Below are 23,129 nucleotides of genomic sequence, written 5' to 3' on the forward strand. Positions count from 1 at the left end.
ACCCAAGAAAAACAAGAATACGCTGCTGTAAAGGAGAAAGAGCAGTCATTCGTTTTTTGTCAGCGGTCGCGTAAAGATTTTTCTTCTGTTTCTGCGATTACGAAAGAACGTACAACTATTTGTCGCTCATTCCAAGTCAATTCATTACCATCAATCTTTGTTGTTTGAGAAATATCTATTTCAAACCCTTTCCTACGGGACGCTGCGCGAATTGATGTACTTAGGAAGCTTCGATATCTTGCAGTTTTGCTACCATTTCCGCACGCGCCGAAACCTTCAATTTACGAAACATCCTCTTCAAGGCTTGCTTGACGGAATTTTGCGTAATCCAGAGTTTTTCCCCAATTTCTGCATTCGTTAACCCTTGAGCCACTAATTCGGCGATTTCTAACTCACGGACTGTTAGAGGATTTGCTAACAGTGAATCGAATATTTTTGGTTTCGTCCGTAGGGTGGCCATTTTGGCTGATAAATGAATGCATAAAGCGCTCAAGTCAGCTAAATCGTTGCCATTAAAAGCGGGATTCCCCTTGTCGCGGGCAAGATTAAGCGTTCCAATTAGACGCCCATCGCAAACAATTGGCCCGGTCATGACGTGTTCGTGGTCATGGCGCGAGCAAAAATGCTTCCAGTCTGCTGGAGATAATAATAATTGCTCATGAGCAGGAGCGTGACGCTCAACGACATAGCGCCCCACTGGATTGTTCTCTAAGCAGACTGCCGGAATCCCCGGAACATCAATTTCAGCGGTGAGGTGTTCATCTAGGAGATAGATACCTGAATTTTGCACGCCAAAATGCTCGCTAATTTTATCCATGAGAGTGAGTCTTAATTCTTGCTCATTTCGGATATTAGCGATCGCATGAAATACGGCGTGGAGAGAATTAGTCATAAGTGTACCCAGTTGGGGACTATCCAAGCCTCAACAATTACTTCTATGCTAATACCAAGGAAACTAAAACGCTAATTTACAGTAGCGACTAGGAGAAGCACATGACAGTTACACAACTCTCTGCTCAGGAACTTTTCCGGGCTGCTTATGAGAACCGCTATACTTGGGACAAGAATTTTCCCGGTTATACCGCCAATATTACCTTTAAGCATGATGATAAAGTCTTCACAGGCAAAGTAATTATCAGCGCCAATCTCAAAGCCGAAGTTTTGGACGTAGATGACGAGTCAGCAAAGCAAGCAATTCACGGCCAAGCATGGGAAATCGCAATTCACCGCGTTCGTCGCAGCTTTGAAGATACCCACAGCGCCAATACCTTTAAATATGGCAAGACTGACGAAACTGGTGCAGTTGAGCTGTTAATGGGTGGTAAGGCTGAGGGTGATAAATACAAAGTCCGGAATAATGAGGTGTGCCATGTTCACCGTCTCATTCACGGTACTTATGTGACAATTGACACCTTTAGTAGCCACGACACTGGCGAAGGTTATTTATCTCATACCTATGATTCTGTATACCATGATCCCACAACCGGGGAACAAAAGGGTGGCAGAAGTGAATTTATCGATGAATATGAAAAAGTTGGTGACTATTTCATCTTAAATCGTCGGGAGATTCACACTGAGCTAGAAGGAAAAGTTTCTATTCAGGAATTTATTTTCTCTGACATCAAATTGTTGGAGCCTGTTGCTGCTTAAGCTGTGTTTTGCATATTAAATAAAAGCGATCGCTCTTTCTTTTAAAGGAGCGATCGCTTTTATTTGTTGGTGTTTTCGCTTCATGGAGATTGAAAGGCGATCGCTTTGGATATAATCAATATATAAAAACTAAACTCCTACTATTTAGTAGATAGTAAATAAAATGACACAGCTATCTTCTAATCACACACCGCGTCGAGGAAGAGTTTTTCCAGAGCGGCAACTATCACCTGAAGAAAAAGCACGACGCAAGGCTGAAGATGAGATATTTTATCAGCGTTGTCGATTAATATTTGACAAAGTACAGCCAGAATTAATCAAAGAACATTACGACTGGTTCATAGTTATTGAGCCTGATAGTGGAGAGTATTTTATAGATCCCAATGAAGATGTTGCTAGACAAAAGGCTCGTGAAAAATATTCGGAAAAAATGCGCCTTCTCATGCGTCTCAATGAGAGAGGAAGTTGTGGCAGAATATGATTTTTGGAGAATTTAATAGTCAAGGTGAGTTAATCTTTGAAATTGGTTTAGTTACATCTGATGAAGAGATTATACCAGTTCATGCAGTTCTCGATACGGGATTCACTGGTTGGGTAGCACTTGATAACCAAGATGCTCTAAGTTTAGGGTGGATTCTTAATATAAATGAACAACGGGATATGCAAACAGCATGGGGAGAAGCACGGTTTAATCTTTATGAGGGAACCGTGCTTTTAGATGGAGAAGAGTTCACCATAGAAGTTCTAGGTGGAGATGAACTTGATAACATTCTCCTGGGTGTGCGTTGGTTACAGACAAAAAGACTAGTAGCAGATTTTCCAGCAGGAATGTTGACATTAGGGTAAAGGCGATCGCTTCAGATACAATCATATATAATAGGACTTACACCACTGGCACAAATAATGGAGAGGTAAGGTAGTACATCAGACAAAACTTGAATTCAAACCAAGGACAGACGAATATCTGGTTGTTTAAATTGCCGAACCAAAATAGTTAGAATTTATAGGTCAAATTGTCAGTTTTTTAGCTGGTTTCTGCATTGAAGTGGCAAAGTATTGATGAGTTAGATCTGCCACTGGACAAGAGCCTTCAACAAGTTTCATATTAATGATTTTTGCTTCTGAAATTGGAACTTTCAAGAACCTAGCCATAGAGAGAAGATTAGAGTGGTTAACGAGACTGAACGTTACATTCCCTCAGAAGATGAGTATCTTCAAGCATTTTACGCTATTTATAATGAATTGACTCCTGGACATCAAGCCATATTAGATAAACTGTATCGGCATTGTTACTTTATGAAAGACAATCGCCGATTACGTACTTGGGAATTATCTGAAGCAGCGGGATACGATGGTGAATCTGCTGGTCAAATTGGTATTTTAGGTGCAAAATTTTGCAAGTTTTTTCGACTAGAAAATAAAGAGTTTGAATATCCAGCACTAGCAATAGTTAATTGGTTTGAAGATGAAACAAATAGACATTGGTATATCGAACTAATTCCTGAAGCAGCTAGAGCATTCAAACGATTTCGCCTTGAAAATTTTAGACCTTAGGCATTGACAAGAAAATGATAATATACAATAGTTTCTCAGATATATATACAGCGCTATTAGCTGCCAGTTGAACAGTAGTATCGTTCCCCTAATTTCCATAGCTGAAGCGTAACTATTAGAAATAAAATGCCTGCCATTGGAGAGACGTAACAAAACCACAAAGGTACTAAAAATATATCTTGTTTTTCTAGCACTGCAAGTAGAGGAAAATAACTTACACATGCAAGGGGTATCAAGAAAGTCAAGAATCGCTGGAACCACTTGCTATAAATTGCAAGAGGATATTGAGCCGTTTCAACTCCTCCATAAGTCAGGATATTCATAACTTCTAGTGATTCAATAGTCCAGAATGTCAGGGTTGCTTGTATGATAACAATACCAATAAATAGTGCAATTGTACCAATAAATGAAGTGCCCAAAAGCCAGAATGTTTTAAGACTAAAAGAAATGTGGAGACTTAAAAGGGACCACATCATAACCACAAATCCTTGAGAAAATCTGCCGATTCTTTTCAAGGTAAATTCTATGCCGAGAAGTTGAAGCACCGTCGTGCGCGGACGAAGAAGTAAACGGTCGAAATCACCGTTCTTAATTATTTTTCCAAATGAATCAAATCCTCGTGCTAAAGCATCAGCACAGGCAAAAGAAATATTAACCATTCCATAAAATAGAGCAACTTCACTCAGACTCCACGTACCAATACTATTAAAACGAGTAAAAAGTGCCCAAATTCCGAAAAATTCCACCGCAGTTCCTAAAAGATGTCCTACAACTTGAAGTATGAAGGACACTTTGTACTGCATTTGCGATTTTAAAGATACAGAAATATATCGAAGATACAGAAAAAAATCATTCATTATAAATTACAAATTATTTGCTTATCCGCCTTGAATTACAAGCTTTTTTACACCACGATTCACAAGTAAACGCCCAACAATAACTATGATAAATATCCATAAAGCTTGATGAAGTAATACATTAAATAGCGCATTTGGTAAAAGATTACCAATGAAAAGACGAAAAGGTTGGTCGATAAGTCCTGAGAAGGGAAGTGCATTTAGGAAAGGCTTAATCCACTCAGGAAAAAGTGGTAAAGGAACAATCATCCCAGAAAAAATAATAATAAAATTCGGCAGGATACTATTAAGTCCTTCGCCAGAAAGTGTCCACATCATTGATACAGTCAGAAGCATAGTTAATGCAGACGAAAGCAGAATTGCACCAATCAAAGAGAGAAAAAAGGCAACAAAAGCAGCAAAAGACGGGGGAAAAGACAGCGAAGAAAACCTTAGCAGAGGACAAATAAAAATTGTGACGCCAAGAAGAGGAATAGCGCGAAGAATAACGGGTGCTGTGCGAAGCGCCAAAGCACGAGTAAACCAAAAATTATACAGGTCTGTAGGTCGTAGAAGATCGTACCCTACCGCACCAGATCTGATTAAATCTTGAATCTCGCGATCGCCTGACCAAGGAACGATCGCCATCAAAAAGGCTTGTCCAAGCCACACATATCCCACAGCCTCCTGAAAAGTCATCGGTTGAGGAGAGGTTGTATGAGTGAAAAACGCCTCTATAACCATAACTTTTAGAAACCCCCAAAACATCTGAGTTGCAACCCCTGCCAAAGCAGCAGTACGATACTGTAGCAGCATTGCAAATCTCGCAACAAACAATGACCAATATGCTTTCATCCTAATACCAGAATTCAGAAGTCAAACAGGCTTAAAATTTTTGTAGCAAGCTTTTAAAAATATGTCTTAATGACAAATAACCAATTACCAATAACAAATTAATCTAAAATTCCTCCTGAATTTGCATAGAGTTCAGCAACTATTTCCTCAATCGGTGGATTTTCCACAAAAAGATCCGCTACTTCGTGTTTTGAGGTAACTTGACTAATGAGAGATGCAGCAGAAAGCTTAGTGGGATCGAAGGCAAGAGTTACGGTACGACCTTCTTTAGAGATAATACTAACTCCTTCTTCTTCAAAGAAGAAATCATCATTTATTAAGTCTATTCTTAAGTACCGACGCGAGGAAACTTGAGAACGCAACGTTGCCAAACTTCCATCACAAAGAATTTCACCGCCGCCAATAATAATAATGCGATCGCACAATGCCTCAATATCATCCATATCATGAGTAGTCAGGATAGTAGTGACTTGATGAGTTTTATTCAGCGTTTTGATAAATTTTCTGACTGCAAGCTTTGAAACCGCATCGAGTCCGATAGTCGGTTCATCCAAAAAAAGAATTTCCGGTCTGTGCAACATGGCTGCGGCAAAATCACATCGCATCCTTTGACCAAGGCTTAATTGTCTCACAGGTGTCGAGAGAAAACTCTCAAGACTAAGCAAATCAATCATTTCTTGGCGTGTATTTTGATATTCTGAATTAGGAACACGATAAATATCCCGCAGCAAATCGAAAGACTCAATTACTGGTAGATCCCACCAAAGTTGCGATCGCTGACCAAACACTACACCAATACGACCAACATGGCGAATTCTATCTTTCCAGGGAGTTCGCCCGTTAATTATGCATTTTCCGCTTGATGGTACTAAGATACCACTTAAAATTTTTATGGTAGTCGATTTACCCGCTCCATTTGGACCGATGTATCCTACAAGTTCTCCCCGTTCCAGCGAGAATGAAACTCCTTTCAAAGCATGGACAATTCTGGTTTTTCGATCCACAAGCCCTCGGATTGAGCCGAAAAATCCAGAGGAGCGTTCAGACACAAAAAAAGTCTTTTTCAGGTCTTCAACAAGAATTTGAGGCATATATTAATTGTTTTAAGCTTATCTCACCTCTAAAAAGGGATTTTAAGTTGACTGGTGACTGGTGACTGGTGAATGTTAACTTTTATCTGACTTTCTTTTAAGTGAGTTAAGATAAGCATTTAATTTAGGAGATAGTCCATCAATAATTGGTTTAATAATATGTATTTGTTCTTGAGTCAAAAGTTTCCGCTTATAAGCAAGTCTTAACCAGTGCCTTGTTTCATTTAAAGAACCTCTAGCAATTTTTATAAATCTTTGATTATCTTGTAAATTATAGCGACCATTACCCTCTGCAATATTAGCACCGATACTATCTGCCGATTTGACAATTTGTTTGCCAATAGTATCTTTTGCGAAGTAATCCCATTTCTGTACAATAAACCAAATTTCATTCCCTAGATTTTCTGATAATTGATAAACTCACAAATTTTGAAAGGTTTCCATAATTCTTGAGAGTTGAACTTGACAGTCAACCGCTAAACTAGCCTAATAAAGCATTCACCGCCAACACTCATCAGTCATCCGTCATCCGTCATCAGTCATCAGTCATCCATATTACAATTTAGGTGTTCCCACTTATTGGGAAACTGAATTCAATGGAAATATGACTAAGCTAATTGACTACGAAGAAGCCAGCGACGAAGTACGTGCAGTGTATGACGACATCCGCGCTACACGTCAAAATGACTATATCAATAATTTTTGGAAAGCCATAGCTAACCATCCTCCCACCTTGCAACAAACGTGGCAAGCGGTGAAGCAAGTGATGACTAGCCCTGGTGAAATCGATCCATTGATGCGCGAACTGATTTATATCGCCGTAAGTGCAACAAATGGCTGCGAGTATTGCATTGCTTCACATACGGCGGCGGCACGTGCTAAGGGTATGAATGATACCATGTTCGGGGAAGTAATGGCGATCGCAGCCACTGCCAATATGACCAATCGCCTCGCCAACGGCTATCAGATTCCGGTGGATCAGAAATTCAAAACGTGAGAATATAGCTTTGTTGATGCCTATTTAAGAATAATTATTAATATGCCAAAGGTTCAAGTTAATGGGATTGATTTGTTCTATGACATTAAGGGAACAGGTGAGCCTTTGCTATTAATAGCTGGCTTTCTCTGCGATCATGCCTATTGGTCGCTGATTATGCCATCGCTAATTTCCCACTATCAAGTCATTCGCTTAGATAACCGAGGGATGGGGCGAAGTTCTGCTCCCGAAAGTCCCTATAGTATTAAGCAAATGGCTAGTGATGTTGCAGCGTTACTAGATCGCATCGGTATCGAAACGGTGCATTTAGCAGGTCATTCAATGGGGGGTCAAATTGCCCAAGAACTAGCGCTAGCATACCCTGAAAAAGTACAAAGTCTAATGCTACTTTCATCGTTAGCAAAAGGTGATAAATTATTCAACAGTATTATCGAAACCTGGGGCGACCTTCTAAAGAGTGTAGACTTGAAACTCTATGAAAAAGTCGTATTACCTTGGATATTTACAGATACCTTTTACTCAATTCCTGGAATGGTCGAAGGTTTAATCGAATTTGCCATTAGATATCCCTTCCCTCCTGCGACTTATTCACTTTATTATCACAGCCAAGCCATGCTTGACTTTGATACAAGAGATCGTCTCCAAAAAATTCATTGTCCTACCTTAATTCTGGTTGGTAAAGAAGATATTCTAACTCCGCTAAAGTTTTCTCAGCAACTTGCTCAAGGTATTCCCAACGCTGAACTTGTAATCATCGAGCGTGGTGGTCATGGCTTCTTGATTGAGTCATCCGATTCTGTCGTTTCAGCTATGCTTAACTTTCTGCGGAAGTTAAAGCCAGCTTATACCAATTTTGGATTTTAGTTATTTGTGATTTGTAAGAAAATATTTTACAGCAATTTCCAAGTCAAGGAGGTAGAGAATGTTGGACTCCAAATCAGATCTAAACAGTTTCTATCTCTGCCAAGCACGTAGCCAAACTGTATAGCTTCGATCTCATTTTTTGCATTATATTAAGTACAAACTCAGTTATCAGTACTCACTAATAACTTCTAATGGCTTACTAAAGCTAGCATTTACTACCGTTATTGCAATGCCTTGTTTACTTAAAATTGTTGCAGTTTCTAGAGATCGATAGCAGTAGCAAGACCCTCAACACGATATTTCATTTATTAATAATAAAAAGTTAAGCTATATGCCCAATATGGTTAAATTTTAAATAAATAGTAGTAGTAAAAATTATAATTTATTTTTTAATCAAAAATAAATCGAACTACATATTTAAATTTCCTTGTATATATTTTTATTAAAATTTTTGTAGCTATATTTTTAATAACAATATTGATTCCTGATTAAAGTCCTTTGATAACTAGTAAGTGTGGTAGTATGCTAAGGGAATAAATCATATCCCAAATATCAAAATAATCAGCATAATCAGCGCTTTTCCTGTATAAATTACAGGTCATTCGGTAATGAATGTAGTTTGTCAAGATAAATTATGAATCGTAATAATATCGATAAGGATCGTAAAGTTACGTCAAGGGCAAAGCGTGTTGCAATAAATAGTTTTATAATTTTAGCTGCTCTAGGCGATGCTTACTTAATCTGGGCACTTTGGCCTAAAACTTGTCCAACAGGTCAAGAAAAAATGAATAATTCATGTGTGGTAATTAGTTCTAGTAGTAACTTTGCAATTTCTCCTAGACCTACAGTTTCTTCCCATACTTCCATTCCTTTTTACCGTACCTTGGCAGAAGTACCTAACATTCCCCAAGGAATATTTAGATACGGTGGTTCTACAAGTTTTGCTCCACTAAGGTCTCCAGAAATAACAGCGCAAATTCTCCAATCTCATCCAGAATTTAAGTTAAGCTATGCCGCTCCAGCCGTAGTAAGCGAACCTGGGTCTGGTAGTGGCATAAAAATGCTTTTACAAGGTCAATTAAGTTTTTCTCAATCTTCCAGACCTGTAAAAATACAAGAATTTCAAGAGGCGAAAACAAAGAATTTTCAGCTGGAACAAATACCTGTTGCCATTGACGGAGTTGCTTTTTACGTTAATCCTAATTTGTCTGTTTCTCGTTTAACAGTGTCTCAAATTAAGGATATATACACTGGCAAAATCACAAACTGGAACCAAGTAGGTGGTCCTAATCTGCAAGTTACTCCTTTGAGCCGGAACCCAGAAGATGGGGGTACTCCTGAATATATTCAAGAAACAGTTCTGGTGAATGAATCATTTACCGTATCTGTAAAACCCTATGTACCAGACACTACAACAGCGATCCAAAAAGTTTTCAAAACTCCTGGCGGAATTAGTTATGCTACTGCTTCAGAAGTTTGTAACCAATCGATTAAGCCGCTTTCCATTGCGAGAGAGGCTAATCAAAATTTTGTGTCTCCTTGTGTTGGAAAGCAAGTGAATAAAATTGATTTTGCAAAAGATGTTTACCCACTAGTGAGACGGCTTTTTGTTGTCATCAAGCGAGATGGCTCTTTGGATGAACAGGCAGGTATGGGTTACGTTAATCTACTCTTGAGCGATGAAGGTCAACAACTAGTAAATCAAACTGGTTTAGTACCTATTCGTTAAAAGGTTTTAGTCGCCTTTTTCTTAACTAGTTAGTGGAACTTTGGTATATTAAGCTGAGAGTGAAGCTTTAACTTGACCAAAACGGCGATCGCGTTTTTGGTAACTCAGCAAAGCCTGATGAAATGCTTCTGTGTTAAAATCTGGCCAAAGAATATCGGTGAAATACATTTCTGTATACGCCATTTGCCACAAGAGAAAATTACTTAACCGCATCTCTCCGCTAGTACGAATCAGTAAATCTGGTTCGGGAGTATTTGCGGTGTATAGGTGTTTTTCTATAAGACTTTCATTCACTTCTTCAGCACTGAGTTCTCCTTGTTGTATTAGTTGGGCTATTTGATGACATACTCTGGTAATTTCGTTGCGACTACCGTAGTTTACGGCAACAGTAAAATGTATTGCTTGATTGTTTAATGTCTCTGCCATTGAACGTTGCATTTCCGTTTGCAGAGACTTGGGTAAAGCCGATAAATCTCCAATAAATGAAATTCGCACTCCTTCTTGATGCATTTGTGTTAACTCGCGGCGCAGTAATCGCTCAAATAAAAGCATCAAAAAATCTACTTCTTCAACGGGACGCTGCCAATTTTCTGTTGAGAAAGCATACGCTGTTAGGGCTTTGATTCCCCAATGTTTGCAGCAACGTAACAGTTCTTTGAGGGTTCTTGCTCCTTGGCGATGTCCGGCGATGCGCGGTAATCCTCGACTGGTTGCCCATCGGCCGTTACCATCCATGATGACTGCTATGTGTTGGGGTAGGTTTTGGGGGTTTAAATCGGTGGGTAATTGTGATTGGTCATTTGTCATTTGTTATTTTTCCTTTGTTTTTACTAATGAGTAGTTTCAAATAATTCTTGTAAATACTTTGGTGTGAGGGTGTTGTTCCAACTCCATAGGCGATGCATTGTGTGGGTGAAAGTGAAGAGGAGAGTTGTTTTGTTAGTCAATGACCAAGCATTCCAGTTGAGTGTACCCATCATGCGGCGCAGAGTACGCATGAGGTTGTTACGCTGATAGTTTGGTGATCGCGTTTTCATCAGGGTGCGTCCAATTCGCAACAGCCCTGTATCAGGAAAAGCCCAGACTCCAAATCCCCAGAATTTGGTCATGTGGTTGATTTCGTCTTGTGCAAGTTCTTCTAGAACCTCTTGAAGTGCGCCTGTGGTGTAAGCCATCAGCCAAAGATAAAGGCAGGTTGCACCATATTCTGTAGCGATGCGGTGTAAGCCGTGGCGATATAGGTCTTCGTAAGGATCATCTGTAGGAAGGTAGCCTCTAACAGTGCGATGTTTGGGGGTAATTTTCTCGCCGGTTAGTTGGGTGTAGACCTTAATTAATGCAGGTGTATGCTGACGTTCTTCTTTTTCCCACAAACCAAGTTCTAGGAGGTTGTCATCTTTGGCGACTGTTCCACCAACAAAACGAGCCATCTGAGGATGCAATTTTGCCAAATACTGCCGACTCGTTTGGGTATAGCCACGAATGGGGGCTTCTGTATCCATCGCACCTATCAAGATAGATAAAAATACTTCTGGATCTATGCCGATAATTTGATTGCGGTTAATTGTTTGCCAATCAATGGGTTTCCAGGGACGTGGTTGGGGATTAGCAAACTGTATTGGTAAATCTTGCAGGCGATCGTGTAGTTTTTCGGCTGCAAGATATTTGTCTATGAGGGAACGAAGGCGATGCTGTATTTGGAAGTAATCAGGAGAGGCATAGCTTTGACCTGCTAAATCTTCTGTAAGTGGGCTGAGAGTATTAAGCATATTTTTTATACTTGATTTTTTCTCTATGCCCAATAGCTTAAGCGATCGCAATTTCTTTTGTCAGTCGGCTGAAGTCGGCAGTTTTATGTGATAGGGTTGCAAAAGTCGGGGAAAAAGTTGGTTATAGAAAATTTGGGTTTCAAACCTCGCCCTTCTAAGACGACTTTACAAAGTTAGAAGAGAGAATTGCAGAGAATGTAGCGAAATTGTTAGAACAAGGGTAGATAAAAGTTGAGTAACAGGATAAATCATGAACGCTTATAAAACATATATCACTATTGCAGATCCAAAGCAGTTAGTATTATCTGATTTACCATTTAAAGCAGGACAGAGAGTTGAGGTGATTATTTTGACAGACGATAATCAAAGAGTTACTTTAGCAGAAGAATTAAAAAATTTATTCAAAGAAATACAAGGGATACACGCAGATAACCCCTTGACTGATGAAGAAATAGCAGCAGAAATTGAAGCTTATAGACGGGGAGAATGAAAGTTATTATTGATACTAATATCGTAGTCTCTGCTGCTATAGCTGATAAAAATCCAGAGACAGTAATTTTATTTGTGATTGCTAATTCTGCTTTTGAGTGGGTTGTATCGGCAGAGATTATCGCAGAGTATAAGGAAGTTTTAAAACGTCCTCGTTTAAAATTAACTGAGGCACAATATGAAAGATGGGTTTATTTAATTGATTCAGTGACAACACTAATTGATGTGGATGTGGAGGTTGATTTCCCCAGAGATAGGAAAGATACAAAGTTTTTAGCTTGTGCTATTGCAGCAGGAGCAGATTTTTTTATTACAGGTGATGCTGATTTTAATGAAGCGCAAACTTTGTTAAACACAACTATTATTTCTCTGTCTTTATTTAAAAGGTTAGTTTGTGATGTGAGGGAATAACACACCGTAGAAAACTTTGTCCCATAGCCTAAGCGATCGCACTTTCTTTTGTCAGTCGGCTGAAGTCGGCAGTTTTATCTGATGGAGTTGCAAAAGTCGGATTTAATTGTCACATTCTAGTTCAGAAATGATTTATATATTATTGACAGAGTAATTAGAATCGAGAAAACGATGCTATGAAGTTATATTTTAAGCATGAGGCTGAATCTGACTTAGGAATAGGGATTGCTTATTTAGAATTTGATGGTGATTCGGCCTCCAGGCAAGTTGAGATTTATGGGGATAAATGGTTTTTATCTAACAGAGTTTATCATCTAGAAACTGGAGGAATGTCCTTGTGCGATCAACCATTATCAGAAGCTGACTTAGGAATACAACATAAAATATCACAAAGTGAGTTTGAGCTTATTTGGAGTGAAGCTCTTAAGAAGAGTGTGTGAAATAACTAAAAATTATTGTCAAAATAGCAATACTTTTAAAGCACTAAATTGGTTTTGCTCTAGGCAATATAATCGCCCTTCAATTTTCTGGCAATTCCCCAAATTGTTGACGATAACGCTCAAGTTGTTTTTGCGCTAATTCAAGCTGTTCTTCTGGAGTTTGATAGCGCTTACCTTGTTGGTCATACCAATACAAAGCCTGACGCTCGATATTACCAGATAGGTATTGCCCTCTACCAATTCCCAAACCAATTTCTGGCATCCAAAAGGGTTCACCAATTTGTAATTGATAGCAACCATCTACTAAACGATAAACTTCAAAAGGTTGGTGACGATCTCTTTGCCAATACTCTGGATTATAAATAATGTAGTACAGTACCCCTAACTTGGCATAAATGTCTAATTTCTTGTCATATTCTTCACCCGGAGTTAAAGAGACAATTTCCAAAGCCAAGATAGGTACAATGTAGTCTTCTTCCCACAAAACATAGCTTTTACGAGATTTCCCTGCCTTACGGCGTTCTACACCCAAGCTCAAAAATCCGTCTGGTACAATCGGCATAAGTGGACTAACGCCTGTGGTATGGTAAACGCCCATATCCACGCTGAAAAACCAGTCATTACGATTTGCCCAAATATATTGCAGCAAGAAGAGAAGCAGGTTGGGAATAAAGTTCTGGTCTTCGTTATCCACAGGGGTATCGTCTGAACAAGGAAGTTCAGCACTGCTAGGCAGAGATTGACGGGGGTCTGATTTCACCATGAGTAATGATGGTGCTAGAGTGACCTACAGCTTTTATTTTATTAGACGAGAACACTTTATATATATTGTCGCTTTTGAGCCAAAGTCAGGAAAAAGGTCGGATTTAGAGTCAATCTTAATTTTGGCTTGCCACTGCGATCGCAAATAGAATTTTAAAATCCCCGAACTTTCTCAGAGTTCAACGGAGAGGGGGGGATTCGAACCCCCGTTGGGTTTCCCCAAAACGCATTTCGAGTGCGTCACCATGAACCACTCGGACACCTCTCCAACTATTAATTCGCAGATTTGAGATTTATTATATCTAGATTCAAATCTGGCGAAAGTAGGGAAATTTTATTGTATCCCCTTTAATATTATAGCATTACGCTTAATCAAGCGATCGCCAATATTTGAGTTGCTGCAACCCAAAGCATTTTGCTGTAGACATCACACAATTAATTGATTTACTGTCACATAGCTAGAAAAATAACAGTATACAATTTGCTTGTGCGTAGCTTTTGTTACTCACTCTCTGATTGCAATCTCAACCACTGTCACAAAAGCGATGGCGCCAAATGACTCAATATTACGTCAGTGCGATCGCACCTATGGAGGTATTGATTTTTTGTGATTGCGATCGCCCAGGCATAACAGACCATTTATAAAGTAAATCTTAAGTAGGGTGTTTTAGCCGCCAATATCATGTTTTTCGTGACAATCTAGATCAAAATATACGCCTATACACCCTACGGTAATTTTATTTTCACTTTATAAATAACCTTTGAACATTTAAATAAATATTAACAACAAAACAAATAAATTAAAATAATGTCAACGAATTTGATGGAAAAAAATATCAAAACCGTCAAAAAATAGGGATAATTTTGAGAAGACAAAAACAATAAAAACCATTTATTTGGATAAAGTTTGATGTCAATAAACTCTTCCAACTTCAGGGGAGAATTCAGCAAGTGAAGACTCCGGTGTTATAAACCTGAAAAGGAAATGAAAGGAACTAGGTATGGGGCATGGGGCATTGGTTTCTCCTAGTCCCCAGTCGCCAATACATAGAGAAAAAGTTAAGCGCGAGGACATGGATTTAGTATGGCAAATAGTAGTGCAATCACCGCAGCACGACGCTTGAGTGAAAAGTTACCTTCACCGCTCAAACGTTTGGCAGATTTGGCTTATAACTACTGGTGGAGTTGGAGTGGCGATCGCATTTCCCTATTCCAAACAATTGATTCCCAAGAATGGGAACGCTGTGGGCATAATCCAGTGGCGATTTTAGAGTCCGCAAGTTACGACCGTCTGACTCAATTAGCAGAAGATCCATTTTACTTAAAGCAGATATCCGCCCTCGCACGTGAGTTTGACCAATACATCAACCAGCAAGATACTTGGGTCAGTCGAGTTGCACCGCAAGTATCTGCATTGCGTCCTATTGCCTACTTTTGCGCTGAGTTTGGTATTCATGAATCCCTACCTGTTTACTCTGGTGGCTTAGGAATTCTCGCCGGGGATCACCTGAAATCATCATCAGATTTGGGTGTACCGTTGGTTGGTGTTGGCTTGTTGTATCGGCAAGGTTATTTTCGGCAACGCTTGAACCGTCAAAGTTGGCAAGAAGATTATTATATTGATAATCCTTTTGGACAGATGCCCTTGGAGTTAATTAAAAATGAGCAAGGGGAACCGATAATTATTGAGTTACAAGTTCGCCAGCGGGTTGTGAAAGTGCAAATCTGGCGAGTCCAAGTAGGGCGAGTCACCTTATATTTATTAGATAGCGATCGCCACGATAACGATCCCATTGACCGCTGGCTAACAGGACATTTATACGGCGGTAACTTGGAAACCCGCATCGCCCAAGAAGTCGTCTTGGGAATTGGTGGTGTTCGCGCCCTAAACGCCTTGGGAATTGAACCTTCTGTTTATCACCTCAATGAAGGACACGCCGCATTCTGTACCTTAGAAATTGCGCGGTTAGAAATTGAGCGGACTGGTAAATCTTTCTACGACATCGAAGCCAAGGTGCGGAACAGTTGTGTATTCACCACCCATACCCCCGTTCCCGCCGGTCATGATGTCTTCTCACCCGATTTAATCGATTCTTTCTTTGCCAGCTATTGGCCGCAATTGCGACTTTCCCGCGAACAATTTTTGGCATTGGGTGCAAGACGATTGGGCGATCCTTGGGAACCCTTTGGGATGACCGTTTTAGCACTGCGAATGTCTCGTGCTTGTAATGGCGTCAGTGAATTGCACGGTCAAGTTTCTCGTAAAATGTGGACAGTTCTCTATCCGCAGCGATCGGAAAATACAGTACCCATTGGTTATATTACCAATGGCGTTCATGCACCCACTTGGACTGCACCTTTGTTAGGCGACTTATATAACCAATATTTGGGAGAAGACTGGAAAAATCGCGCCGTCGATCCCAAAATGTGGGCTAAAGTTGACGACATTCCCGATGAAGAACTGTGGTCACGACATCTCATCCTCAAAGAACGACTAATTGCCTTTACCCGTTTTAAAGTTAAAAAAGCGCGGGAGTTGCGTGGCGAAAATTATGACCTCATTCAAGCAACAGAAAGCTTACTCGATCCCAATGTATTGACCATTGGATTTGCCAGACGCTTCAGCCCTTACAAACGCGGGGATCTGATTTTGCGCGATGCTCAACGCGCACTGAAGATTTTTGGTAATGCTCAACGTCCAGTACAAATTATCTTTGCTGGGAAAGCGCACCCAGCTGATGAAGAAGGTAAGCGGATTATCCAGCGGTTAATGGAGTGGTGTCACAATTCCGGGATTATCAACCGAGTCGCCTTTATTGAAGATTACGACATTTACACTGGTCAAAAACTGGTGCAAGGTGTGGATGTTTGGTTAAATAATCCCCGCCGTCCGTTAGAAGCGTCTGGTACAAGTGGGCAAAAAGTCTGTTTTAACGGCGGTCTTAATTGCAGCGTTTTGGATGGCTGGTGGTGCGAAGGCTATCAAGCAGGGCCAGATGGCAAAGGAATTAACGGTTGGGCAATTGGTGAAGATGCGAATACTAGCGATCAACAATTGCAAGATCAGATTGATTCGCGATCGCTTTATCAGCTGTTAGAAGAAGAAATTGTTCCTCTATACTATGACCAAGATGCTCAAGGTATTCCGCACCGCTGGGTAGAGATGATGAAAACGTCCATTAAGACAAATGCGCCGTTATTCAACACCGACAGAATGATTGCCGACTACGTTACGCAAGTATATGTCCCAGAGATTTCTAAAACTGTGGAACCGATTTTAGCTAAAGTTCTCTTGTAAGGGACTTCCAAAAAATAAATTATCCCAAATTATACTAAAAACGGGTTGGAGCTTTACTTTTAAAATGGCTAAGACATTAACAGGCAAAAGTCCAGCAATCATCTGTTTTTAGTATATTTGCAAATTTGTAGCCTCTCACAGCTGTGCATGGGTGTCAAATTGGCAGCACCCACTTTTAAGAACGAATTAACATTGGATCATAAATTTGGCACTCTTGAACACCATACTTGCCCAGAATCAAGCTAGCGCCATCGAGTTCATTATCTGTGCCACTAACTATGAGTATGTAATTTCCTTGCTCAATTTGCTCGTTGTAAAAACGTGCCCACTCATCTCCGATTCCTAGTCTCACAGCGTCAAAGCGGTCACTTATAATAACACCTATTGATCCAACCAATTGAGGAAAATCTTTACAAATTAAGGAAATCTGGGTTACTGGAAAACCTGCCACAAACATATCGTTAATTGCCGCTTCAGCATTATCTATGTGACTAAAGTAATTAATAGCATACTTGGTCAGAATTGCACTTTTATTAGGAATGGCACTAGCAGAAGTCATCGGCATCAAATAATTTGTACTTCCATTCTCACTGTTGAGATGCTCGTAAATGCCGAACTCTTCAATACCCCAACGCTGTAAAATTGCTTGTACTGTAGGAATTTCTAAAGATGTACAATCGACAATTATTAAATATTGTCCATCTTCTACCCGCTGGTTATATGCTATGGCTTGCTCTTCCGACATTCCCCAACCAACTAATGCACCAGCAAAAGTCCCAGTAGCAGCACCAATACTTGCTCCCACGAGGGTTGTAACCAAAGCAGTTGCCGCTGCCCCAGCCAGCATTATTGGCCCAACTCCAGGGATTGCTAAAGTCCCAAGACCTACCAATAAACCAGTCAAACCACCAACAGCACCCCCTGAAAGTCCTCCTACTGTTGCACCTTCGTCAGCTTTATCACCATTAGCAATCTCATGATTGCGCTCTGCATTCTGTACAACTACAGATACTTTCTCCATCGCCAAACCAGAATCTTTCAATTCATGTAGCGCTTGTTCTACATCTCGACGATGAGTAAATACGCCTACAACGCGTTGATTTTGACTTAAAACCATTATTATTACTCCTTAGTGGCAGGGAAAATTAGTCACCTGTAAATCTAGTATTTCAGCAGTTGTAATCTTAAATACAAATTTGTTTAAATGAAATTCATCTTAAGTAGTAAAATATATTTATAAATGCCGCGATCGCTACGTCCCTAAGACTTAATTAACTCCTCCTCCACAAGATAAAAAATAAATTCGTACTGTATTTATGGCAACCCAACTTAGCCAAGCCAAATCTCCAACAGAACTGGTAATCTCTTGGGAAGCCTTACCCAAAGATTTTCAACTAGAGGATGAACCAGTGGAGAATACCGGTCAGCCACTTTTGGCTGGTGCTTTGCGTGAAAGCCTAGAAATCAGTGGATTCATCCAACCTCAGATGTTGATAACTTCAAACTTTGGTCTTTGTGCCACTATCAACGAGCAATTTATTGCCAAAGCACCTGACTGGGTTTATGTGCCGTCAGTGAATGAAGTGGTGGATAATCGCAAAAGTTATACACCCAATTTAGAAGGGGATATTCCGGCGATCGCGATGGAATTTTTATCCGATACCGAGGGCGGAGAATATTCAGTCAAGCGAACTTATCCGCCCGGAAAATGGTTTTTCTACGAGCAAATTTTGCAGATTCCCATCTACATAATCTTTGAACCAGATGGCGGTTTATTAGAATATTATCAACTAGAAAATAAACGCTATGAATTAAAGTTACCTGACGAAAACGGTCGCCATTGGATTGATGTAATGGGCTTATTTTTGGGAACTTGGCAAGGAACAAAAGAAGCTCGCACTGGTTATTGGTTACGCTGGTGGGATCGAGATGGTAATTTATTACCTTGGGCTGTAGAACAGATTGAACAAGAACGCCAACGCGCCGAACAGGAACGCCAGCAAAAAGAACGACTGATTGCTTATTTGCAATCTCAGGGTATTGACCCCAATAATTTGCCTCAGTTTGAGTAGGACAATTTTTGTAGGAGTAATTAATTCATGAATTGCTCCTACAAAAATTATGCGATTTTGCAAAACAAACCAGTTTAAAAATTAAGCAGTCAGAATATAAGGTGACTCGATCGCCGCTACACGACCAGCATCTACCAAAGCTTGATATACCATCACCGCTACCTCAGCGCGTGTTGCATCGCGGGTGGGATTGAGTTGTTTGAGATTAGGATGATTGACAATAATTTCCTTTTGAATAGCCTTGATAATTTCATCCTTAGCATAATCAGGAATCTTTGCCTGGTCATCAAAAGTTTTGATGGTTGCTGTACCATCACCAGATAAACCTAATCCATTCACCAGGGAGACAATCACTTGCACGCGCTGGATATTTTTATTCGGGCCGAAGGTATTATCAGGAAAACCAGAAAGAAATAAACCTTGATACGCTTGTTGAATTACCTTGGATGCCCAAAAATCTGGTGCTACATCTTTGAATTTGGTAACTGGCCGGTTTGGCGACGGGTCGAAAGCTTTTACCAGCAATGCTGCGTATTGCGCCCGTGTCATTGTCGCATCTGGTTTAAATGTGCGATCGGGGAAACCGTTAATTATCCCCAATTTGACTAATTCCCGAATAAACCCACCTGCCCAATGATTAGTAATATCAGTTAATTCAATATTAGTCGTGGGTGTTGGCGTGGGAGTGGGTGTTGGTGTGGGAGTGGGTGTTGGCGTGGGAGTGGGTGTTGGTGTGGGTGTTGGAGTGGGAATGGGTGTTGGCGCGGGAGTAGGTGTTGGCGCGGGAGTGGGTGTTGGAATGGGTGTTGGTGTGGGAGTGGGTGTTGGTGTGGGAGTGGGTGTTGGTGTGGGAGTGGGTGTTGGTGTGGGAATGGGTGTTGGTGTGGGAGTGGGTGTTGGAACCGAACTATCTATAAACTCTAAGTTTCCAGTGACTTTAGTCCGGTCAATTGTATTTCCCACAGAAACCAGCTTGTTGGAACTGGCATTTTGTAAATCAAATTTACCGTTATTGCGTAAAGTATTACCCCCTGGATTATTGGTAGTGCCAATATCAGGTAGGGCACTTGCAATAATAGTCAGACCATCATCAGTGTTATTTTCACTGAGATTATTACGCAATACGGGACGAGCAGTACCAGAGATAACAATCCCAGAACGGTTTTCAGAAATTTTGTTGTCTACAAGTATAGGTGATGCGTTATCACTAATGGCAATACCAAAACCTGTTTTGAAATAGGTATTACCTTGAATTTGACCTTTAGAATTTTTAGCGATCGCAACTCCATTGGCTGCATTCTCACTGAACACATTACCTAGAATAACTGGATTAGCCTCACCTGTAGCAAATACTCCCTCCCGCTTACAGTTTTTGAAGGTGCTATTAGCAACTGTAGGGGCAGTTGATTCAATCCAAACACCACTACCACGACTAGCCAAATTTGTTACAGTTACTCCCCGCAGTTCCGCTTTATCCAGCAACACAAATGTGACATTTTGACCAGCAAAAGTACGGCTCAGGTAATTACCACTACCTTCAATCAGAATGTTATTGCCTTTGTTAGCTTCATTACCCACCACTGTCACCCCAGATGGAATCGTTAGCGGAAAAACTTCACCACTAGCAGCATTGTAATTACCATCTGCTAGTTGAATTTTGGTGCTATCTGTCGCTACCTTAAGGCCTTGCGTAATAGTTTTGAAAGGGGCTTGTTGGCTACCTGGGTTGGTATCGCTGCCTGATACTGGATTTACGTAAAAAGTTTGAGCCATATTTATACTTTAATAAAATACATAGCTATCCTAGCGCTAACCATAAAAGTGGGTAGTGTTTGATGCATTAAGTAACTTAAAGTACTTCTCACTACAAAGTTAAAAAGTTATGCGAATGCTTTTGGATTGGTTGTGTGTAAAAACTTGGGTTAATAAGGTAAACAGGTCGCTTTAGCCTTTGACAAACCGCAAAAAGTTAACTGAAAAATCTACCTAAAAGTCCTGAAAAATACATCCGTTATTTTGGCTTTTCTCTCAATGCGTAAGTCCTATATTTTAAAATGCAGTTGCTCTGTATTTCAGCGCCAACTACTGTTATTCGGTCTTTGATGTTTCTCTTTTCAGATGTTTTAAGGAATGTCTTAGTGATTTGATGTCAGCCTCGTCCTCTTCATCCTGTTCTTCGTTTCGTTTCCGCTTAGCCGGACGTGGTGCCTCTATCTGTTCATCAGCATCCTGTTCACCCCCCTCTGATGTGGGTTCATGAGTTTGTGATGCCTCTGCCTCTATCTGTTCATCAGCCTCCTGTTCGCCCTCCTCTGATGTGGGTTCATGAGTTTGTGATGCCTCTGCCTCTATCTGTTCATCAGCCTCCTGTTCGCCCTCCTCTGATGTGAGATCATCAATTTCTGATTCCTCTATCTCTTCATCAGACTCCTGCTCTCCGTCCATTTCTTGTAATATTGTTATCTGCTCTTGTACATCACTACCGTTGATCAGAATGTCATATTGTTCCGGTTGCAATCCCATAGATATTCTACTAATTACAGGCTGAGTGTTACCCTGAAAGTATGCCTGTTTAAACATTGTAGAATCGTTATCGAAGAAAATTTCGATCAGTTTTTCCACCAGTTTTACTTGTGTTGCATAAGATTCAGTTACTATTGAAAATCCCAAAGATTGTAGTAATTTTTGCATAAATAGGTCGGTTAAACCCTCATTAATTGATGCGCCTAACTGTAAAAAGTTTAAGCTTGAGTATCTATGCATCAACTCATGAACATATGTTTCAGTTACGTTATCAAATGTACTTTTTCGTAGATATATAGTCCTATTAGTTCCGCCAAAGAACGATGTAAATCCGTTAGAGGTATCAGCTTCCCTCAACATGGCTACATTTATCTTAAAGTATGAATCAAAGGAATTGTCGTTAGCAGAGCTAAGTTCATTTAATCTGTTATTTACTTCCTCGCTAAACTCAGCTACCTCTCCGTCATGTTGATATTTTAATTTGAGTTCATTGACGAATGCTTCTAAGAAATCACTTTCTCCTAAGACACTAACATTGTCTGCGCTGTTGACCCCTTCTGCTTGACGTTGCTGAATATATTCCCCAAAGTCTTGTGAATTTGCTAATAGATTGTCTACAACTGTTGCAAATGGGATAATATCTGGCAAAAACTGATTCCATTTATCTTCTGGCTCATCTTCATTTATTTGTCGATCTTCATACTCTCGTAGTTTACTTTTAAGTTCTTCTATTGTTAAGGGACCTAACAGTAAATCTAACGACTCTTCGGATTCTGCTCCTCTCATTTCCAGCCATGCATCGTAATATTCTAGCCAATCTTCTGACAAGTTTTCTCTTGCTTCCGTATCTGTGATCCTCTGGATGACTTTTGGTTGTGTTTGTGATATATTTTGGTCTTGATTTAGCCCTTCACCCTGGATAAATGGTACTTTCGGCTCTTGCATCAGACCGAATTTATTTGTCTGCATTTCAATTTGTCCACTGGAGTCCGATCGTTGCAACACTTTACCTTTCATGCGTTGGGCAAACTCACTTTTGGGTTGGCTCATACTCACGCTCTGACTAGGTATGGGTGTACGCTGGACAACCTGATGTGCGACTCTATCGGCTTCCTGTTCGTACTTATCACCAGTCTGTCCAATAATTAGCTTCCGCTGAATCCTTTGCGGTTCTCGATTATAATGCGGTGGAAATATGGGAATTTCTGGCAAGGTAGTTAGTCTGTTAGTCTCGAAATCGTTGTTTACAAACTCTTGCTGCTGTCCGGTTCGATCTGAGTTTGACAACTGCACGGTTGGTATCTGTGTTGGTTGTTTAACCAGAGGTGTAAACGGCCTTGAGGTAAACCCAGAGCTTGATTCTACTGTTTGGCGATCCTTGACTGGAGATTTGGAGACTTTTTCAAATGCCATTATGAACCTTTCCTTAGTTGATGTCCAATGATATGCAATACTAATTGGTTAAACATTTTTAACTTGGAATCTGGCTTTGGGAAAAGGTTACTGGGTTTAGGTTAAAGGTTTTGGATTTCCCTTTTGCCAAAAAATCGACAAGTACTGCAACGATATAGCTCCACTTACCCAGAAAATGCTTGATTCCTGGCAATGTCATTGAGTTTTACTTATGCTTTTGATGGGAGCCCCTCTCAAAAATACAATTATTTGCTTGATAGTGCAAGACTTTCTCATGACTTCAAGCTTCCAAAAAATTCCTTTTTCCTAAAACAAAAGTCCCTTTGATTTTAGTCATAGGGACTTAGTTAATGATTGGACTTTAGACAAAAATCAA

Annotated in this window: 23 protein-coding genes and 1 tRNA gene; 12 read left to right on the plus strand and 12 right to left on the minus strand. The window is 40.2% G+C overall.

All coding sequences use genetic code 11. The features are described 5' to 3' along the window. Window positions 1-220 precede the first annotated feature (220 nt). Complete coding sequence (locus tag ACFG4S_RS03435) at window positions 221-892, minus strand: LuxR C-terminal-related transcriptional regulator (protein ID WP_392533475.1); 672 nt, start codon at window positions 890-892, stop codon at window positions 221-223. A 101-nt stretch (window positions 893-993) separates the two neighbouring features. Here ACFG4S_RS03435 and ACFG4S_RS03440 point away from each other — a divergent pair, with 101 nt between their 5' ends. The 4 genes from ACFG4S_RS03440 (at window position 994) to ACFG4S_RS03455 (ending at window position 3,204) form a co-directional block, all read left to right on the plus strand. Continuing rightward, window positions 994-1,650 (plus strand): DUF3386 domain-containing protein, encoded by a 657-nt coding sequence (locus tag ACFG4S_RS03440; RefSeq protein WP_392533476.1) that lies wholly within the window; start codon window positions 994-996, stop codon window positions 1,648-1,650. Between the two features lie 163 nt (window positions 1,651-1,813). Then, window positions 1,814-2,131, plus strand: coding sequence for a hypothetical protein (locus ACFG4S_RS03445; RefSeq protein WP_392533477.1), 318 nt, complete (start codon window positions 1,814-1,816; stop codon window positions 2,129-2,131). Continuing rightward, entirely contained in the window at window positions 2,128-2,496 is a 369-nt protein-coding gene (locus ACFG4S_RS03450; protein ID WP_392533478.1) for an aspartyl protease, read from the plus strand. The genes ACFG4S_RS03445 and ACFG4S_RS03450 overlap by 4 nt, the downstream gene beginning before the upstream one ends. 321 nt (window positions 2,497-2,817) lie before the next feature. Continuing rightward, window positions 2,818-3,204 (plus strand): hypothetical protein, encoded by a 387-nt coding sequence (locus tag ACFG4S_RS03455; RefSeq protein WP_392533479.1) that lies wholly within the window; start codon window positions 2,818-2,820, stop codon window positions 3,202-3,204. A 56-nt stretch (window positions 3,205-3,260) separates the two neighbouring features. Here ACFG4S_RS03455 and ACFG4S_RS03460 read toward each other — a convergent pair whose 3' ends face one another. The 4 genes from ACFG4S_RS03460 to ACFG4S_RS03475 form a co-directional block, all read right to left on the minus strand. Beyond that, entirely contained in the window at window positions 3,261-4,007 is a 747-nt protein-coding gene (locus ACFG4S_RS03460; protein WP_392533480.1) for an ABC transporter permease, read from the minus strand. A 75-nt stretch (window positions 4,008-4,082) separates the two neighbouring features. Beyond that, the gene (locus tag ACFG4S_RS03465; RefSeq protein WP_392533481.1) at window positions 4,083-4,856 is read right to left on the minus strand and encodes an ABC transporter permease; all 774 of its coding nucleotides are present in this window, start codon (window positions 4,854-4,856) and stop codon (window positions 4,083-4,085) included. Between the two features lie 137 nt (window positions 4,857-4,993). Beyond that, window positions 4,994-5,986 (minus strand): ATP-binding cassette domain-containing protein, encoded by a 993-nt coding sequence (locus tag ACFG4S_RS03470; RefSeq protein ID WP_392533482.1) that lies wholly within the window; start codon window positions 5,984-5,986, stop codon window positions 4,994-4,996. 75 nt (window positions 5,987-6,061) lie between these two features. Continuing rightward, a complete protein-coding gene (locus ACFG4S_RS03475; RefSeq protein WP_392535896.1) occupies window positions 6,062-6,373 on the minus strand; it encodes a four helix bundle protein in 312 nt (103 codons plus the stop codon). A gap of 217 nt (window positions 6,374-6,590) precedes the next feature. Here ACFG4S_RS03475 and ACFG4S_RS03480 point away from each other — a divergent pair, with 217 nt between their 5' ends. The 3 genes from ACFG4S_RS03480 to ACFG4S_RS03490 all read left to right on the plus strand — a co-directional run bounded on the left by ACFG4S_RS03480 (window position 6,591) and on the right by ACFG4S_RS03490 (window position 9,576). Further along, the gene (locus ACFG4S_RS03480) at window positions 6,591-6,983 is read left to right on the plus strand and encodes a carboxymuconolactone decarboxylase family protein (RefSeq protein ID WP_392533483.1); all 393 of its coding nucleotides are present in this window, start codon (window positions 6,591-6,593) and stop codon (window positions 6,981-6,983) included. 42 nt (window positions 6,984-7,025) lie between these two features. Next, window positions 7,026-7,847 (plus strand): alpha/beta fold hydrolase, encoded by an 822-nt coding sequence (locus ACFG4S_RS03485; RefSeq protein WP_392533484.1) that lies wholly within the window; start codon window positions 7,026-7,028, stop codon window positions 7,845-7,847. A gap of 634 nt (window positions 7,848-8,481) precedes the next feature. Next, window positions 8,482-9,576, plus strand: coding sequence for a substrate-binding domain-containing protein (locus ACFG4S_RS03490; RefSeq protein ID WP_392533485.1), 1,095 nt, complete (start codon window positions 8,482-8,484; stop codon window positions 9,574-9,576). A gap of 48 nt (window positions 9,577-9,624) precedes the next feature. On the opposite strand, the gene ACFG4S_RS03495 is transcribed toward ACFG4S_RS03490, so the two are convergent. Together ACFG4S_RS03495 and ACFG4S_RS03500 are read right to left on the minus strand one after the other, a co-directional pair. Continuing rightward, entirely contained in the window at window positions 9,625-10,383 is a 759-nt protein-coding gene (locus tag ACFG4S_RS03495) for an isoprenyl transferase (RefSeq protein WP_392533486.1), read from the minus strand. Window positions 10,384-10,406: 23 nt separating this feature from the next. After that, window positions 10,407-11,345, minus strand: coding sequence for a ferritin-like domain-containing protein (locus ACFG4S_RS03500; RefSeq protein WP_392533487.1), 939 nt, complete (start codon window positions 11,343-11,345; stop codon window positions 10,407-10,409). 250 nt (window positions 11,346-11,595) lie between these two features. Here ACFG4S_RS03500 and ACFG4S_RS03505 point away from each other — a divergent pair, with 250 nt between their 5' ends. The 3 genes from ACFG4S_RS03505 (at window position 11,596) to ACFG4S_RS03515 (ending at window position 12,685) form a co-directional block, all read left to right on the plus strand. Beyond that, complete coding sequence (locus ACFG4S_RS03505; protein WP_392533488.1) at window positions 11,596-11,835, plus strand: hypothetical protein; 240 nt, start codon at window positions 11,596-11,598, stop codon at window positions 11,833-11,835. Next, on the plus strand, window positions 11,832-12,245 hold the full coding sequence (locus ACFG4S_RS03510; RefSeq protein ID WP_392533489.1) for a putative toxin-antitoxin system toxin component, PIN family: 414 nt from the start codon (window positions 11,832-11,834) through the stop codon (window positions 12,243-12,245). The genes ACFG4S_RS03505 and ACFG4S_RS03510 overlap by 4 nt, the downstream gene beginning before the upstream one ends. 176 nt (window positions 12,246-12,421) lie before the next feature. Further along, complete coding sequence (locus ACFG4S_RS03515) at window positions 12,422-12,685, plus strand: hypothetical protein (protein ID WP_392533490.1); 264 nt, start codon at window positions 12,422-12,424, stop codon at window positions 12,683-12,685. A gap of 79 nt (window positions 12,686-12,764) precedes the next feature. On the opposite strand, the gene ACFG4S_RS03520 is transcribed toward ACFG4S_RS03515, so the two are convergent. Then, the gene (locus tag ACFG4S_RS03520; RefSeq protein ID WP_392533491.1) at window positions 12,765-13,448 is read right to left on the minus strand and encodes a Uma2 family endonuclease; all 684 of its coding nucleotides are present in this window, start codon (window positions 13,446-13,448) and stop codon (window positions 12,765-12,767) included. A gap of 182 nt (window positions 13,449-13,630) precedes the next feature. Then, window positions 13,631-13,715: transfer RNA gene (locus ACFG4S_RS03525), tRNA-Ser, on the minus strand. Between the two features lie 816 nt (window positions 13,716-14,531). Here ACFG4S_RS03525 and glgP point away from each other — a divergent pair. Continuing rightward, window positions 14,532-16,745, plus strand: a complete 2,214-nt coding sequence (gene glgP / locus ACFG4S_RS03530) for an alpha-glucan family phosphorylase (RefSeq protein WP_392533492.1) — start codon at window positions 14,532-14,534, stop codon at window positions 16,743-16,745. Window positions 16,746-16,920: 175 nt separating this feature from the next. On the opposite strand, the gene ACFG4S_RS03535 is transcribed toward glgP, so the two are convergent. Then, a complete protein-coding gene (locus tag ACFG4S_RS03535; RefSeq protein ID WP_392533493.1) occupies window positions 16,921-17,862 on the minus strand; it encodes a general stress protein in 942 nt (313 codons plus the stop codon). A 199-nt stretch (window positions 17,863-18,061) separates the two neighbouring features. Between ACFG4S_RS03535 and ACFG4S_RS03540 the strand changes: the two genes are divergently transcribed. Further along, on the plus strand, window positions 18,062-18,817 hold the full coding sequence (locus ACFG4S_RS03540) for a Uma2 family endonuclease (RefSeq protein WP_392533494.1): 756 nt from the start codon (window positions 18,062-18,064) through the stop codon (window positions 18,815-18,817). Window positions 18,818-18,898: 81 nt separating this feature from the next. Here ACFG4S_RS03540 and ACFG4S_RS03545 read toward each other — a convergent pair whose 3' ends face one another. Both ACFG4S_RS03545 and ACFG4S_RS03550 read right to left on the minus strand, forming a co-directional pair. Continuing rightward, window positions 18,899-20,590, minus strand: coding sequence for a DUF1565 domain-containing protein (locus ACFG4S_RS03545; protein ID WP_392533495.1), 1,692 nt, complete (start codon window positions 20,588-20,590; stop codon window positions 18,899-18,901). Between the two features lie 315 nt (window positions 20,591-20,905). Further along, on the minus strand, window positions 20,906-22,753 hold the full coding sequence (locus tag ACFG4S_RS03550) for a hypothetical protein (protein ID WP_392533496.1): 1,848 nt from the start codon (window positions 22,751-22,753) through the stop codon (window positions 20,906-20,908). Between the last annotated feature and the right edge of the window lie 376 nt (window positions 22,754-23,129).

This window comes from Nostoc sp. C117, assembly GCF_043099735.1.
Lineage (GTDB): Bacteria > Cyanobacteriota > Cyanobacteriia > Cyanobacteriales > Nostocaceae > Nostoc.

Excerpts from the sequence above, each read along its gene's own strand:
- ACFG4S_RS03435 (WP_392533475.1), bottom strand. The coding sequence starts at position 892 with ATGACTAATTCTCTCCACGCCGTATTTCATGCGATCGCTAATATCCGA.
- ACFG4S_RS03440 (WP_392533476.1), top strand. The coding sequence starts at position 994 with ATGACAGTTACACAACTCTCTGCTCAGGAACTTTTCCGGGCTGCTTAT.
- ACFG4S_RS03445 (WP_392533477.1), top strand. The coding sequence starts at position 1,814 with ATGACACAGCTATCTTCTAATCACACACCGCGTCGAGGAAGAGTTTTT.
- ACFG4S_RS03450 (WP_392533478.1), top strand. The coding sequence starts at position 2,128 with ATGATTTTTGGAGAATTTAATAGTCAAGGTGAGTTAATCTTTGAAATT.
- ACFG4S_RS03460 (WP_392533480.1), bottom strand. The coding sequence starts at position 4,007 with ATGCAGTACAAAGTGTCCTTCATACTTCAAGTTGTAGGACATCTTTTA.
- ACFG4S_RS03465 (WP_392533481.1), bottom strand. The coding sequence starts at position 4,856 with ATGCTGCTACAGTATCGTACTGCTGCTTTGGCAGGGGTTGCAACTCAG.
- ACFG4S_RS03470 (WP_392533482.1), bottom strand. The coding sequence starts at position 5,986 with ATGCCTCAAATTCTTGTTGAAGACCTGAAAAAGACTTTTTTTGTGTCT.
- ACFG4S_RS03480 (WP_392533483.1), top strand. The coding sequence starts at position 6,591 with ATGACTAAGCTAATTGACTACGAAGAAGCCAGCGACGAAGTACGTGCA.
- ACFG4S_RS03485 (WP_392533484.1), top strand. The coding sequence starts at position 7,026 with ATGCCAAAGGTTCAAGTTAATGGGATTGATTTGTTCTATGACATTAAG.
- ACFG4S_RS03490 (WP_392533485.1), top strand. The coding sequence starts at position 8,482 with ATGAATCGTAATAATATCGATAAGGATCGTAAAGTTACGTCAAGGGCA.
- ACFG4S_RS03495 (WP_392533486.1), bottom strand. The coding sequence starts at position 10,383 with ATGACAAATGACCAATCACAATTACCCACCGATTTAAACCCCCAAAAC.
- ACFG4S_RS03500 (WP_392533487.1), bottom strand. The coding sequence starts at position 11,345 with ATGCTTAATACTCTCAGCCCACTTACAGAAGATTTAGCAGGTCAAAGC.
- ACFG4S_RS03505 (WP_392533488.1), top strand. The coding sequence starts at position 11,596 with ATGAACGCTTATAAAACATATATCACTATTGCAGATCCAAAGCAGTTA.
- ACFG4S_RS03510 (WP_392533489.1), top strand. The coding sequence starts at position 11,832 with ATGAAAGTTATTATTGATACTAATATCGTAGTCTCTGCTGCTATAGCT.
- ACFG4S_RS03515 (WP_392533490.1), top strand. The coding sequence starts at position 12,422 with ATGAAGTTATATTTTAAGCATGAGGCTGAATCTGACTTAGGAATAGGG.
- ACFG4S_RS03520 (WP_392533491.1), bottom strand. The coding sequence starts at position 13,448 with ATGGTGAAATCAGACCCCCGTCAATCTCTGCCTAGCAGTGCTGAACTT.
- glgP (WP_392533492.1), top strand. The coding sequence starts at position 14,532 with ATGGCAAATAGTAGTGCAATCACCGCAGCACGACGCTTGAGTGAAAAG.
- ACFG4S_RS03535 (WP_392533493.1), bottom strand. The coding sequence starts at position 17,862 with ATGGTTTTAAGTCAAAATCAACGCGTTGTAGGCGTATTTACTCATCGT.
- ACFG4S_RS03540 (WP_392533494.1), top strand. The coding sequence starts at position 18,062 with ATGGCAACCCAACTTAGCCAAGCCAAATCTCCAACAGAACTGGTAATC.
- ACFG4S_RS03545 (WP_392533495.1), bottom strand. The coding sequence starts at position 20,590 with ATGGCTCAAACTTTTTACGTAAATCCAGTATCAGGCAGCGATACCAAC.
- ACFG4S_RS03550 (WP_392533496.1), bottom strand. The coding sequence starts at position 22,753 with ATGGCATTTGAAAAAGTCTCCAAATCTCCAGTCAAGGATCGCCAAACA.